Genomic DNA, 13776 nt, shown 5'->3' on the forward strand with positions numbered 1-13776 from the left:
AACCGGTCGCCGTCGGGATCGTCGGTGAACGCCATGATTCGCAGTGTGGCAGCCGGTCGCCGTGCTGACCCGCCGCACGACCAGACGTCCGGCCGCGACCGGTACGCGGCGGGATAATGCCTGGTATGGCAGACGACTGGAACGCCTGGAACAACGGGATCATCGCGGAATTCCGCGCCAACGAGGGCCGGGTCGGCGGGCCGTTCGAGGGTGCGCCGATAGCGTTGGTGCACCATCGTGGCCGGCGTACCGGTCGCGAATCGGTGACGCCGATGATGTACCTGGCCGACGAACAGGCACCCGAGGATCTCGTCTACGTATTCGCCAGCAAGGCGGGCGCGCCCACCAACCCGGACTGGTACCACAATCTGACCGCCGCCGGGCAGGCCACGGTAGAACGGGGCACCGAGACCTACCCGGTCACCGTGACGGAGCTGACGGGCTCCGAACGCGACCGGATCTACGGCGAACAGGCCCGCCGCTACCCCGGATTCGCCGAATACGAGCAGAAAGCGGCCGGATTCCGCACCATTCCCGTTCTGGCGCTGCGTCGCGCCTGATACCCGTTCTAGCCGGTGCCCGTCGAAAACCTCGGATGGGCCCGGCCGGCCACCATGGGTAGATCGACCGAGGTCCGGATGCCGGGTGCGGCCGCGCAGACGTACGGGATGGAGTTGACGCAGTGCGCGGCCGTCGCGGCGATTCCGGGATTCTTGGCCTCCGGCGGGTCGCCGGGCTCGGGTTGCCAGCCGCGGATGGTCACGAAAGTGCCCGGATCGCCGTCGATCTCGATCTCGAAGCGTTCGCCCGCCGCACCGAGGGTCCAGGGTGGATCGAGATGCTGCTGGCCCATCAGCCAGTTGACCCCGATCCGGACGACGGTCTCCCCACCGGCCACCGCCTCCCAGTGGAAACGCTGCGCGGCGACCTGTCCGGGTTCGATGGTGCCGATGGGTGATTCGATCGGTGCGGTAGCCACCGCTGTCTCGTGCACCGTCCGGATCTGCGGGGAGCCGGTGAATCCGAGGGTGTCCAGGATCATCCGGACCGATTGGCGGAATCCGGCGTCGAGCAGCCGGGTCATCGGCCCTTCGGCGGCTTCGGCCGGAGTGGCGCCGAACCGCATGATGTGGCGGACCACATCGGGTGCGCCGTAGGTCCGGATATCGGAGAACTCCTCGCCGCGGACGAAGGTGACCGCCGCGGACATGGCCGACAGCAGCAGCGGGAACACCTCGGTGACTCCGCCGGGGTCGATACCGGTGCCGTGCAAGGTGGTTCCGCCGTCCAGGCAGGCCCGCTGTACCGGTTCGGCCTGTTCGTCGGTGGGGTAGAACCAGCCGACCGGCGTCACCACGTTCTTCCCGGACCGCAGCAGTGCCGCCACTTCTTCGGTACGTGGCAGCAGCGGCGCGTAGACCACCGCGTCGGCGGGGAGCGCGAGGATCTCGTCGAGACTGTCGGTCGCGGTCACCCCGAGGGGTGGCCGGTCGATGAATTCGCCCACGTCGCGCCCATGTTTATCGGGCGAATGGACCCAGCAGCCCACCAGTTCCAGCTCGGGATGATCGAGGATGCATTCAAGGGCGGCCCGGCCGACCGATCCGGTGGCCCACTGTACGACCCGGTAACTCATACGTCCTCCTCGTCGGGTCCCGGTCCCGGACCGGGACCGGCCGCCGGCCGGATCAACGGTCCGCGTCGGTGTAGCGGATGATGCCGCGGATATTGCGGCCGGCGAGCATGTCCTGGTACCCGTCGTTGATGTCCTCGAGCCGGTACTGCCGGGTGACCATATCGTCGAGATTCAATTTGCCGACCTGGTACATCGACAGCAGGTGCGGGATGTCGTAGTGCGGATTACCGCCGCCGAAGATGGTGCCCTGCAGGTTCTTCTGCAGCAGGGAGAGCATGGCCAGGTTCAGCGTGGTCTTGTTCTCGGTCAGGTTGCCCATGGCGGTGAGCACACAGGTGCCGGCCTTGGCGGTGATACCCATCCAGCTGTCGACGTCCTCGCCGTGCACCTCGCCGACGGTCACGATCACCTTCTTGGCCATTCCGCCCCAGGTGATCTCCGCACAGCCGGCGGTCGCCTCCTCGATTGTCGCGTACGCGTGGGTGGCACCGAATTTCAAGGCCTGTTCGCGTTTCCACGGCACCGGGTCGACCGCGAAGATGTAGCGGGCGCCCGCGTGGACGGCGCCCTGGAGCGCCGAGATACCCACCCCGCCCAGGCCGATGACGGCGACATCCTCGCCCGGCCGGATATCGGCGGTGCGGACCGCTGATCCGTAGCCGGTGGTGACACCGCAGCCGACCAGGCAGGCGACTTCGAAGGGGATCGACGGATCGATCTTCACCACCGAACTCTCGTGTACCACCATGTACGGAGCGAAGGTGCCCAGCAGGGCCATCGGATAGACGTCCCGGCCGCGGGCCTGGATCCGGAACGATCCGTCGGTCACCGAGGTGCCCGCGAGCAGGAGTGCGCCGAGATCGCACAGGTTACGCAGGCCCGCCTGACAGGATTTGCATTTCCCGCACGAGGGGATGAACGACAGGACGACGTGATCGCCGACGGCGAGATCTTCCACGCCCTCGCCGACTTCGGTCACGATGCCGGCGCCTTCGTGCCCGCCGAGTACCGGGAAGCCCATCATCGGGATTCCGCCGGTTACCAGGTGGTGGTCGGAATGGCACATTCCGGCCGCCTCCAGCTGGACCTTCACCTCGTGTTTGCGGGGATCGCCGATCTCGATCTCCTCGATCTGCCACGGCTGGTCGAATTCCCAGATGAGAGCGCCCTTGGTCTTCATCGGTGAACCTGCTTTCTCTACCACTCCCGGGTCCGTGACGGCGTCGGGCCCGGCTGTATGCACAAGTGTATGGACATCAGTCCAGACGACGATACGACACTGGGGCGCCGGGCGTCCCGGAATCCCCCGGCGAGCGACAGTGGACCCCTCGTTGAGCGAGATACTGAGATGATGACCTACTATTCGTCTCAGAGCTTCGAGCCGTTCGACATGGAGGTCAGATCGTGGGTGCTCCGGATATCGCCGCCACATCCCGTCCCGTGGGGGCGCCGATCGGACCCGGGTCGCTGACCTGGGAGTACGCCGGGGACCTGCGGAACATGCTGTTCCTGGGCCGGACCGGAATCCTGCAGAACATGCATCCGGCGGTAGGTGCGGCCCTGCAGGATCATTCGAACTTCTTCCAGGACCCGTGGGATCGCCTCATCCGTTCGCTACCGCAGATCCAGGGCATGATCTACGACGCCGACAACGAAGCGCAGGCGGCCCGGGTGCGGGACTACCACCGCCCGCTCAAGGGCACCGATTCGCGTGGTGAGCGCTATCACGCGCTGAATCCCGATGTGTACTGGTGGACCCACGCCACCTTCGTCGAACTCACCATCGCGCTCAACGAACATTTCGGTACTCCGCTCACCGTCGCCGAGAAGGATCAGCTGATCGCGGAGGGCGTCACCTGGTGGCGGATGTACGGATTGTCGGACCGGGTACTGGTCGCGAACTACGCGGAGTTCGAAGAGTACTGGAACCGCACCATCGACGAGGTGCTCGAGGCCAATCCGACCACCGATTTCGCGCTCCGGCTCGGCAGTGTCCGGATCCCGGCGCTGTCCGGTATTCCGGAACCGGTGTGGTCGGTGATCTGGCGGCCGGTGATGGCATTCAATGTCTGGCTCGCGAACGCGCTCATGCCCGGCCGTGCCCGCGAGATCCTGGGTCTGCGCTGGACATCGGTGGACCGGAAGCTGTTCGGGGTGTTCGCGGGAGTGGTGCGCACGGTCTGGCCGGTGCTGCCCGATCGACTGCGATACGCCCCGCGCGCCTACGCCGGTATCCGGCGGGTCCGGGCCGGTTGAGCTATGGTTTGCGACACAACGCGGGGTGGGGGCAAGCAGCGTACCCTACGTCACACCGGCTCGATTTACCTTGTGGGCCTGCTGATCCCGGCTCCGAGCCGCTGACCGGCGCAGACGTGACCCGGACCACCTTCGCGAAAAGCTCGGGTAAATTCCCCATTACCGGGAAGTTTCCGGATGTTCGCCGCGCGCACGTCGATACGATTTCTGCATGCTCACAGTTCAGGCTCGTCAAGGCAGTTCGTCGTTCGTCACCGAGGGTTCGAATCGGGCGAGCGGATGCCCGGCGGCCGGGGCGCGACCCGAGCACCACGCCGCCGTACCGGCTCCGCCGCTGCCGGAGGAGATGTCGGTCCGCGAAGAAGCCGAACAACTGCGCAAGCCCTCTGCTTCGCTGGCCGTCGCGGCGGTGATGGCGCTGTTGATCGTCGTACTGCTGGTGGCCAGCCACGGCAAACAGGACGACGGAGACCGTCGTTCGCGGCCCATCGAAAAGTCGTCGACGTCCCAGCAGTAGGACCGCTTCGCCCCGCCGGGCAGGCCGCCTCGCCGGTTCAGTCGCACGGTGATGTCACCCGGTAGCCGTCCGGGGTTCCGGTGACCTCGGTGGCCCCACGGGCGGGCCGCCCGCAGCGCCGCTCGCAACCGGACCAGTGCTGCCGCCCGCCGGTGGTGATCTCCGCGGCCGGTATCGGAATATCGGATACGCGGGCCGTCGGGCCGTCCGTCCGGCCCTGTTCGACCGCGAACGCGGCATCGGCCCGGACATCGGTATGCGATTTCGCGCAGCCCGGCTGCCCCGCGCAGGCGGTGATCCGCAACCACGGTGACGCGGCGTCGAAGAGGAGACCCATCGGCGCCAGCACCCGGACAACCTGTTCGGCGGGCCCCTCGCCGAGATCGGTCACGATCAGGCTGCGCCACGGTGTGAGCAGGATCGGACGTTCGACGGCGGCGAGGAATTCGGCGGTCCGGGCGGGCAGTGACCCCAGGCGCACGCCCGCGCCGAGCGCGACGAGGTCGTCGCACTGGGGCAGCCAGCCGATCGGCGGGTCCGCGGGACCGGGGAATTCCAGTCTCTCGGGTCCGGGCTCGAGCCCGAGCAACGCGGCCAGTCGTGCGGCGCCGTCCGCGACCTCGTGCAGACGCCACTGCCCGTCGGCGAGCTCGAGGAATCCGTGCGCGGCCGCCAGCAGCACTTCGGCGGCATCGGCGGTGGGGAGGCGGATCCCGCTGTCGCTCCCGGCGAGCAGCAGGGCGGACCGCCCGCCGCCGAGTTCGTGCAGGCCGATATCCGGGCGCAGCGGACTCACATCGCCCCGGCCGTCGTCCACGGTGAACAGCACCCGGCCCGGGAGTTCGGCCAGCCCGGGCGAGCCGAGCAGACCGGTATCCAGTGCGGCCACCAGCGGCCGGATATCGGCGTGGTCACCGACCCGTCCGGACAGGGGAGAGGCGATGATATTGCGGACCCGCTCGTGGGTCCGGCTCGGTAGCAGCCCGGCGGCGGCCAGACGTTCGGTGAGGGCGTCCGCATCCCGGACCCGGCGTAGCTGCACATTGCCGCGCGAGGTCAGTTCGATGGAGCCGTCACCGAGATCGTGGGCCGCCGCGGCGAACGTCTGCAACTGTTCGGGCGCGAGCGTTCCCCCCGGAACCCGGACCCGGGCCAGCGGGCCGTCGGCGGCCTCGTGCAGGCGCAGGACACCGGGACAGGAATCGGGATCGGTACGTGCCATGATCCGACCAGGATACGGGCGCCGGACGGTGCCGGTTCAGCGCACCGCCTGGGTCTGGGTCACCTTCGCCACGAGCGCGCCCGTATCGTCGCGGACCTCGGTCTCGACCACGATGAACGACCGTCCGGTGTGCAGCGGCCGGGACGACGCCGCCGCATGGCCCGAACGCACAGCGCGCAGGAAGTTCGTCTTCGATTCCACCGTGGTGGTCGCCCGGGTCCCTTCGGGCAGATCGAGGAACGCGCACACCGCCGCGGTCGAATCCGCCAGCGCCATCAGTACACCGCCGTGCAGCGCGCCACCCAGTGTGCACAGCGTTTCGTCCCAGGTGATCCGGCTGCGCACCAGGGCGGGGCCGTGTTCGAGGACCTCGACCCCGAGGCGCTCGGTGAGGGGCATGGACTGATGGAACAGTGCGGTACCCGCGTCGTCGGCCATGGCGTGCAGCCGACCCGTATCGGTGCGGATCGGCAAGTACGCGCGGCCGGGGCACGGGAGGTCACCGTGTTCGCGGTAGCATCCGGGGGCTCGACGGGTGACGAGGAAACCGGTGGAACTCCGGTGCGGTCGCGCCACTGACACAGCCAGACCCTCTCCGGCGAGCACACAAACCCCCCACGGGCGCGTCACCCAGGAAGGTCATCGCTGTGATTCTGCTGCTGTCCACCTCTGATACCGATCTGCTGAGCGCGCGCGCCAGCGGTGCCGATTACCGGTGGGGTAATCCGGCCCGGTTGCTGGTGGACGATCTGCCCGGCCTGCTCGCGGGCGCCGACCTGGTGATCGTGCGCATTCTCGGCGGTAAGCGGGCCTGGGAGGACGGTCTCGCCGCGGTGCGCGCGAGCGGAGTACCGGTGGTGGCCGTCGGTGGCGAGATGGCGCCCGACGCCGAACTCATGGAATGTTCGACCGTTCCGGTGGGTGTGGCCTCCGACGCGCACAACTATCTCGCGGCCGGTGGCCCGCAGAATCTGCGGCAACTGCACAATTTCCTGTCCGATACGGTGCTGCTCACCGGGCACGGATTCGAACCGCCGGTCCAGCTGCCCGGCTGGGGCCGGCTCGAACGCGCCGCCCGGTATCCCGGACCGGTCGCCGGGAAGCCGACCGTCGGCGTCGTCTACTACCGGGCCCAGCATCTGGCCGGGAACACCGGCTATATCGACGCTCTGTGCGGCGCGATCGAGGACGCCGGCGCGGTACCGCTGCCCGTCTATTGCGCATCGCTGCGCACCGCCGAACCCGAACTGCTGGCCACCCTCCGGCAGGCGGACGCGCTGGTGGTCACCGTCCTGGCCGCCGGCGGTAGCAAACCGGCGCTCGCCACGGCGGGCGGTGACGACGAGTCCTGGGATATCGGTGCCCTCGCCGAACTGGATGTCCCGATTCTGCAGGGCCTGTGCCTGACCAGCGGTCGCGCTCAATGGGAGGCGAACGACGACGGGCTGTCCCCGCTGGATGTGGCGACCCAGGTCGCGGTCCCCGAATTCGACGGCAGGCTCGTCACGGTGCCGTTCTCCTTCAAGGAATTCGACTCCGACGGCCTGTCCACCTACGTCCCCGACGCCGAACGTGCCGCCCGGGTCGCCGGGATCGCGGTGCGGCACGCGCGGTTGCGGCATATCCCCGCGGAGCGCAAACGCCTGGCGCTGATGCTGTCGGCCTATCCGACCAAACATGCCCGGATCGGTAATGCCGTCGGGCTCGATACGCCGGCCAGCGCTATCGCGTTGCTCACCGAACTGCGTACCGCCGGATACGATCTCGGTGCCGTGGGGGAGGTCCCGGGTCTGGAGGAGCGGGACGGTGACGCGCTGATGCACGCGCTCATCGCGGCCGGTGGCCAGGATCCCGATTGGCTCACCGCCGAACAGCTCGAGGGCAATCCGGTGCGGATCGGTGCCGAGGTGTACACCGCCTGGTTCGACACCCTGCCCGAGGAACTGCGGACCGCGGTCGTCGAGGCATGGGGGCCGCCGCCGGGGGAACTGTACGTCGACCGCTCCGCCGATCCGCGCGGTGAGATCGTGATCGCCGCACTGCGATTCGGCAATGTGGTGCTGATGGTGCAGCCGCCGCGCGGTTTCGGGGAGAATCCGGTCGCCATCTATCACGACCCCGATCTCCCGCCCAGCCATCACTATCTGGCCGCCTACCGCTGGCTTTCCACCGAGCCCGAATCCGGCGGTTTCGGTGCCGACGCGCTGGTGCATCTGGGTAAGCACGGCAACCTCGAATGGCTGCCCGGTAAGACCCTGGGTATGTCCGCGGCGTGCGGTACCGATGCCGCCTTGGGGGATCTGCCGCTGATCTATCCGTTCCTGGTGAACGATCCGGGCGAGGGGACGCAGGCCAAACGCCGCGCGCACGCGACCCTGGTGGACCATCTGATCCCACCCATGGCCCGCGCCGAGAGCTACGGCGATATCTCCCGGCTCGAACAGCTGCTCGACGAGCACGCCAATATCTCCGCGCTGGATCCGGCGAAACTGCCCGCCATCCGGCAGCAGATCTGGACGCTCATGCGGGCCGCGAAAATGGACCACGATCTGGGGCTGGCCGAACGTCCGGACGAGGAAACCTTCGACGATATGCTGCTGCATGTCGACGGCTGGCTGTGCGAGATCAAGGATGTCCAGATCCGCGACGGTCTGCATATCCTCGGTCGCGCCCCGGCCGGTGACGGTGAGGTGGACCTGGTGCTGGCCATGCTGCGGGCGCGGCAGCTGTGGGGCGGGGAGGTATCGGTACCGGGCCTGCGGGAAGCGCTGGGACTCAGCGAATCCGGCGACGAGGCGCGGGAGCGGGTCGATACGGTCGAGGCGCGGGCCCGGGCATTGGTCGTCGCGTTGCAAGCGGCCGACTGGTCGCCCGCGGCGGTGGACGAGCTCGTCGACGCGCATGCGGCCGAGCTGTTCGACACCGCCGGTGCCGATCGTGGAGCCGTCGCCGCGGTGCTGCGTTTCGCCGCGACCGAGGTGGTGCCGCGACTGCGCGGAACCGGGGTCGAGATCGACCGTGTCCTGCACGCGCTGAACGGCGGTTTCATCCCCGCCGGCCCCAGCGGCTCACCGCTGCGCGGCCTGATCAACGTGCTGCCGACCGGCCGCAACTTCTACTCCGTCGACCCGAAGGCCGTCCCGTCGCGGCTGGCCTGGGAAACCGGCCAGGCCATGGCGGAATCGCTGCTCGAGCGCTACCGCGCCGATCACGGGGAATACCCGCGCTCGGTGGGTCTCTCGGTCTGGGGCACCTCGGCCATGCGCACCTCCGGTGACGATATCGCCGAGGTGCTGGCGCTGCTGGGGGTACGCCCGGTCTGGGACGAGGCCAGCCGCCGGGTCACCACGCTCGAGGTGATGGACCTCGCGGAGCTGGGCCGGCCGCGGGTGGACGTGACGGTGCGTATCAGCGGTTTCTTCCGCGATGCGTTCCCGCATGTACTGGCCCTGCTGGACGACGCCGTACGGCTGGTCGCCGAACTGGACGAACCCGCGGAATCGAACTACGTCCGCGCCCACACCCGTGCCGATCTCGCCGAGCACGGTGACGAACGCCGGGCCACCACCCGGATCTTCGGCTCGAAACCGGGGACCTACGGCGCGGGCCTGCTCCAGCTGATCGATTCGAAGAGTTGGCGCACCGACGACGATCTCGCGCAGGTCTACACCACCTGGGGTGGTTACGCCTACGGGCGCGATCTCGACGGCGCCCCGGCGGCCGACGATATGCGCAGCGCGTACCGCCGGATCGCGGTGGCCGCCAAGAACACCGATACGCGTGAGCACGATATCGCCGACTCCGACGACTACTTCCAGTACCACGGCGGCATGGTCGCCACGGTGCGCGCGCTGACCGGGAAGAATCCGGAGGCCTATATCGGTGACAGCACCCGCCCGGACGCGGTGCGCACCCGCACCCTGTCGGAGGAGACGACCCGGGTGTTCCGGGCCCGGGTGGTCAATCCGCGCTGGCTCGAGGCCATGCGCCGGCACGGCTACAAAGGTGCCTTCGAGATGGCTGCTACGGTCGACTACCTGTTCGGCTACGACGCCACCACCGATGTGATCGCCGACTGGATGTACGAGAAGCTCGCCGAGAGCTATGTCTTCGACGAGACCAACCGCAAGTTCATGGAGCAGTCCAACCCGTGGGCGTTGCACGGTATCGCCGAACGGTTGCTCGAGGCGGCCGAACGCGAGCTGTGGGGGAGTCCCGAACCGGAGACGCTGGACCGGTTGCGCCAGGTGTACCTGGAGACCGAGGGCGAGCTGGAGTAGCGGGCGTCAGAGGGTCCAGCTGCTCTGGATGAAGTAGTCGCTGGTGGCGAAGAGGATCTTCGCCGGGTCCTGCTCGGCGCCGATCCCGAAGGCCACCAGACCGTGGCGCGGTTGTCCCGGCTCCAGGAACCCGGACGGGTACTCGCCGGGTACATCGGTCAGTGGATACACGGTGGCCCCGTCGGCCGTCACCATGCGCAGGTCGAGCGTCGGCAGGAAATAGGGGTTGCCCGCCGTCTGTTCGGCGGCGACGTCGTAGACCAGTACCCGCTGACCCTCGGCGCGCGGTTCGATCTCGGTATCGGCGGGCCGGACGGTGACCGCCATATCGCCGCCGGTGCGGACAGGGAAGGTGGTACCCAGTGGACCGGTGGGAACGGAATCGTCGGTGACCACCGGTGCCGGTTCGGGTACCACCGGTACCGGTTCGGCGACGGCGGCGGTGACCGAGAACAGGGGTAGTACGACGGCAGCGGCGGCCATGACTGTCTTCTTCACGGTGGCATCCTTCGGGGTCGTCGGCCCGCGGGCGCGAGGGTGGTACCGGCACGCCGTCGGCCGGGCGATACGAGAGGCGTCGCCGGGACGCCGTATCCGGTCGAGCCGCGCCCCGTCGGTCGGTACTCGGCGGCGGCCCTCCGCGAGCCTAGGAGGCGCTCGGCGGCCTCCGCACCTTCGGATGCGGTTCTTGCCGAATATGTGATTCTCGATCTTGACGAGACCGTACCGTTATCGGCACGGTCGGTCACGCATCCGGGTCGTCCTCCGCCGCGGCCGCGGCGAACAGCTCCCGAGCGGTATCCACGGCCCGGGTGAGGATCGCCGGGTCGGTCGTCAACCCGCCGACGATCTCGTCGATCCCGCGCAGCCCCGTGCGGTCCAGCAGCCGTTTCTCGTTGGTGACCCATTCACCGCGACAGGCCGCGATCGCATGCGCCGTCTGCATGGCCGCGGTGGCCAGCGCCCCGGCGGTTTCGGTCAGCCGGCCGCGCGGTGCGTAGGCCGCACCTGCGTAACGCAGGGTCAACGCGGACTGCCTGCGCCAGATCGGTGGCGCGGCCGCCCGCATCGCCGCCGGAAACCCGGGCCGCGGCAGCGTACCCCGCAGCACCTGTGCGCCGGCGAGTTCGCCCACCACCAGATAACTCGGAATCCCCGCCAGGTGGAACGCCAGCGGTTCCCACCGGAACCGGCCCAGTTCCGCCTCGGTGCGTTCGTGTTCGATCACTGCCAGATCCCGGTAGTGCACATCGACCGCTCGGCCGTCGATCGTCAGCCACGCGCCGCCGTTGAACACCCCGCCCCATGCGCCGAGTTCGGACACCTCGCCTTCCCAGCCGAGTGCGCGCAGATCGGCGGGGTCGAACCGGTCGCGGTAGTAGAGCGCGAAATCCCAGTCGCTGCCGGGCTCGTGGGTGCCCTGTGCCCGGGATCCGCCCAGCGTGACGGCGCGGACGTTCGGCAGGGCAGCGAGGCGATCGGCGACCGATGTCACGAATTCGTTGTCGGGGAGCACATTTCCTTCCGAAGTCTGCGGGTGTGGCCGACGGTGGTCACGGGAGCCGAAATTCGCCGGCCGCGTTCGGGTCCGGGTCCGCCGGTGCCGCGGGAGCCTGGGCGCGTAACCGGGCCTCCAGTCCGTCCAGCAGGCACAGCAATCCGAAATCGAAGCCGATCGCGTTGCCGACCGCGGAATCCTGGGGCATCAGCGTGCGATAGTCGGCGCGCATCTGCGGATAGTCGGTACTGAGCTCGTCCAGGATCCGCATCACCTGTTCCCGATCGACCGGTCCGCCGTGCGCCTTCTCCATCGCGATCAGCGGAACGACCTGGCCGAGTACGAAACTGGTGACGGTGCCGCTGGCCAGGTATACGTCCAGCCCCCGGAACCCCGCGTCGGCGAACGCCGTACGCAGCCGTTCGGTCAGCCGGAAGGCCTGGGGGCCGACGGCCGGAATCTGACCGATGAGTGTCGCGGCCCACGGGTGGGCCAGCAGCGCACCGCGGAAGTTGTAGGCGAAGGTGCTGAGCAGCTCGCGCAGGCCCGCGGCCCGATCCAGTCCGGCATCGTCGACCAGCCCCCAGATCTGGTCCAGGGCGAGTTCGAGCAGTTCGTTCTTGTTCGCGACGTGCCAGTACACGCTGGTGGCGCCCGCGCCGAGTTCGGCGCCGAGTCTGCGCATGCTGAGCGCGTCCAGGCCTTCCTTGTCCAGGATCGATACCGCCGCGCGCACGATCTGCTCCCGGTCCAGGCCCGAGGTCCTGGCCCGGCGGGGAGTACGGGTCCACACACTGTCGAACTGATCGGCCACAGCTCGATCCTAATTCGCTCGCACATCGTTCGACTGGGTCATACAGTGTGCGAGTGAAATCGAACACTGTACGAGACCCGCGCCGATGGCTCGTCCTCGCCGCGCTCTGCCTCGCGCTGCTGGTGCTGATGATCGACAGCACCGTGCTGAATATCGCCATCCCGTCGCTGATCCGGGAACTCGACGCCACCCCCTCCGATATCCAGTGGATCCTCGATTCCTATGTGCTGGTCTTCGCCGGCCTACTGCTCACCACGGGCAGCCTGTCGGACCGGTTCGGCCGCCGGCTGATGCTGATCCTCGGCCTGGTCGTCCTGGCCGTGGGCTCACTGGCCGCGGTGCTGGCGACCGAACCCTGGCAGGTCGTCGGCGCCCGGGCCGTCATGGGCGTCGGCGGTGCACTGCTGATGCCCTCGACACTGTCGATCCTGATGACCACCTTCGACGAGGACGAACGCCGGATGGCGCTGGCGGTCTGGTCGACCGTCTCGATTCTCGGAATCGTCGCGGGCCCCACCCTGGGCGGTCTGCTGCTGGAGCACTTCTGGTGGGGCTCGGTATTCCTGCTGAACATTCCGGTGGCGGCGCTGGCGATCGTCGCCGCACTCGTGCTGATGCCCGAGACCAAAGGGGAACAGCGCCCGATCGACGGGGTAGGAGTGGTGTTGTCGATCCTGGCGCTCGCCGCCACGGTCTACCTGATCATCGAGCGGGAATGGAACATCCCGGTCCTGGTGATCGCGATCGTCACCGCCGCGGGGTTCGTACTGTGGGAGCGGCGGCACGAGCATCCGATGCTGCCGCTGGCGCTGTTCGCCAACCGCGACTTCACCGCCACCTGCGCCACTGTGCTGCTCATGGTTTTCGGAATGGGCGCGGTGATGCTGATGCTCACCCAGTACCTGCAGTTCGTCCTCGGCTACGGTCCGATGAAAGCCGGTCTCGCGCTGCTGCCCTATGCCCTGGCCGGTGCCGTGTTCAACGGACTCGGGGCGACCCTGGGCAAGGATCTGGCCAACAAAACGCTGATCGTCGCGGGATTGGCGGTCATGTCCGTCGCTTTCGCGGTCCTGGCCGTGGGGACAGGGTACCTGTGGGTCCTGGTCAGCATGCTGGTCATGGGAATCGGTGGTGGTCTGGCCGGGCCGGCCGCCTATACGTCGATCATGAACGCCATCCCGCTCCGGCACGCGGGCGTGGGCTCGGCTCTCAACGACACCCTCCAGCAGGTCGGTATGGCCTTGAGTATCGCGATTCTGGGCAGCGTGCTGGCCGGGGTCTTCACCGCGCAGATGCCGGCCGGTGCCCCCGCGGCCGCCCGGGAATCCATCGGCGCGGCCTTCGCGCTCGGGTACGACGATGCCGCGAAGGCCGCCTTCGCCGACGCGGTATCGGTGGGTGCGTGGGTGAGCGCCGGTTTCAGCCTGGCGGCGGCGGTGTTCGGCGCGATCGTCCTGCGGGCGCGCCCGGTCCCGGCCCGGCACGAGGAACCGGCCGCCGCGGAAATACCGGTCGGCAATCCGTGACGCGCGACTGCACCCGGCCTACCGTGG

General features: G+C 68.4%; 12 protein-coding genes. 5 read left to right on the forward strand and 7 right to left on the reverse strand.

Features of this window, described 5'->3' with window-relative positions; translation table 11 throughout:
• The first annotated feature begins 125 nt into the window (after positions 1–125).
• Positions 126–560 (forward strand): nitroreductase/quinone reductase family protein, encoded by a 435-nt coding sequence (locus tag ACWEWT_RS27715; protein WP_452563270.1) that lies wholly within the window; start codon positions 126–128, stop codon positions 558–560.
• An 8-nt stretch (positions 561–568) separates the two neighbouring features.
• On the opposite strand, the gene ACWEWT_RS27720 is transcribed toward ACWEWT_RS27715, so the two are convergent.
• Together ACWEWT_RS27720 and ACWEWT_RS27725 are read right to left on the reverse strand one after the other, a co-directional pair.
• Positions 569–1636, reverse strand: a complete 1068-nt coding sequence (locus tag ACWEWT_RS27720) for an NAD(P)H-dependent amine dehydrogenase family protein (RefSeq protein WP_452563272.1) — start codon at positions 1634–1636, stop codon at positions 569–571.
• 52 nt (positions 1637–1688) lie between these two features.
• Positions 1689–2816 carry an NDMA-dependent alcohol dehydrogenase gene (locus ACWEWT_RS27725; RefSeq protein ID WP_452563274.1) on the reverse strand — a complete coding sequence of 376 codons (1128 nt, stop codon included), beginning with the start codon at positions 2814–2816 and terminating at the stop codon, positions 1689–1691.
• A gap of 224 nt (positions 2817–3040) precedes the next feature.
• Here ACWEWT_RS27725 and ACWEWT_RS27730 point away from each other — a divergent pair, with 224 nt between their 5' ends.
• Positions 3041–3892, forward strand: coding sequence for an oxygenase MpaB family protein (locus ACWEWT_RS27730; protein ID WP_452563275.1), 852 nt, complete (start codon positions 3041–3043; stop codon positions 3890–3892).
• 211 nt (positions 3893–4103) lie between these two features.
• The gene (locus ACWEWT_RS27735) at positions 4104–4409 is read left to right on the forward strand and encodes a hypothetical protein (protein ID WP_452563277.1); all 306 of its coding nucleotides are present in this window, start codon (positions 4104–4106) and stop codon (positions 4407–4409) included.
• 37 nt (positions 4410–4446) lie between these two features.
• Here the strand turns inward: ACWEWT_RS27735 and cobG are convergent, their stop codons facing one another.
• Both cobG and ACWEWT_RS27745 read right to left on the reverse strand, forming a co-directional pair.
• Complete coding sequence (gene cobG / locus ACWEWT_RS27740) at positions 4447–5631, reverse strand: precorrin-3B synthase (RefSeq protein ID WP_452563279.1); 1185 nt, start codon at positions 5629–5631, stop codon at positions 4447–4449.
• Positions 5632–5667: 36 nt separating this feature from the next.
• Complete coding sequence (locus ACWEWT_RS27745) at positions 5668–6213, reverse strand: PaaI family thioesterase (RefSeq protein ID WP_452563280.1); 546 nt, start codon at positions 6211–6213, stop codon at positions 5668–5670.
• Between the two features lie 65 nt (positions 6214–6278).
• Between ACWEWT_RS27745 and cobN the strand changes: the two genes are divergently transcribed.
• Positions 6279–9911 carry a cobaltochelatase subunit CobN gene (cobN, locus tag ACWEWT_RS27750; RefSeq protein WP_452563282.1) on the forward strand — a complete coding sequence of 1211 codons (3633 nt, stop codon included), beginning with the start codon at positions 6279–6281 and terminating at the stop codon, positions 9909–9911.
• A gap of 6 nt (positions 9912–9917) precedes the next feature.
• Here cobN and ACWEWT_RS27755 read toward each other — a convergent pair whose 3' ends face one another.
• From ACWEWT_RS27755 to ACWEWT_RS27765, 3 genes are all read right to left on the reverse strand, one after another.
• Positions 9918–10409, reverse strand: a complete 492-nt coding sequence (locus tag ACWEWT_RS27755; RefSeq protein WP_452563283.1) for a hypothetical protein — start codon at positions 10407–10409, stop codon at positions 9918–9920.
• Between the two features lie 247 nt (positions 10410–10656).
• Positions 10657–11427 (reverse strand): nucleotidyltransferase domain-containing protein, encoded by a 771-nt coding sequence (locus tag ACWEWT_RS27760; protein ID WP_452563284.1) that lies wholly within the window; start codon positions 11425–11427, stop codon positions 10657–10659.
• 37 nt (positions 11428–11464) lie between these two features.
• Positions 11465–12223: a TetR/AcrR family transcriptional regulator C-terminal domain-containing protein gene (locus ACWEWT_RS27765; RefSeq protein WP_452563286.1), complete on the reverse strand. Its 759-nt coding sequence runs from the start codon at positions 12221–12223 to the stop codon at positions 11465–11467.
• A gap of 53 nt (positions 12224–12276) precedes the next feature.
• On the opposite strand from ACWEWT_RS27765, the gene ACWEWT_RS27770 reads away from it, so the two are divergent.
• Positions 12277–13749, forward strand: coding sequence for an MFS transporter (locus ACWEWT_RS27770; RefSeq protein ID WP_452563287.1), 1473 nt, complete (start codon positions 12277–12279; stop codon positions 13747–13749).
• Positions 13750–13776 lie beyond the last annotated feature (27 nt).

This window comes from Nocardia sp. NPDC003963, assembly GCF_053605105.1.

What these genes read in the sequence shown, in the direction of transcription:
- ACWEWT_RS27735 (WP_452563277.1), top strand. Translation starts at nt 4,104, where the DNA reads ATGCTCACAGTTCAGGCTCGTCAAGGCAGTTCGTCGTTCGTCACCGAG.
- ACWEWT_RS27720 (WP_452563272.1), bottom strand. Translation starts at nt 1,636, where the DNA reads ATGAGTTACCGGGTCGTACAGTGGGCCACCGGATCGGTCGGCCGGGCC.
- cobG (WP_452563279.1), bottom strand. Translation starts at nt 5,631, where the DNA reads ATGGCACGTACCGATCCCGATTCCTGTCCCGGTGTCCTGCGCCTGCAC.
- ACWEWT_RS27715 (WP_452563270.1), top strand. Translation starts at nt 126, where the DNA reads ATGGCAGACGACTGGAACGCCTGGAACAACGGGATCATCGCGGAATTC.
- ACWEWT_RS27725 (WP_452563274.1), bottom strand. Translation starts at nt 2,816, where the DNA reads ATGAAGACCAAGGGCGCTCTCATCTGGGAATTCGACCAGCCGTGGCAG.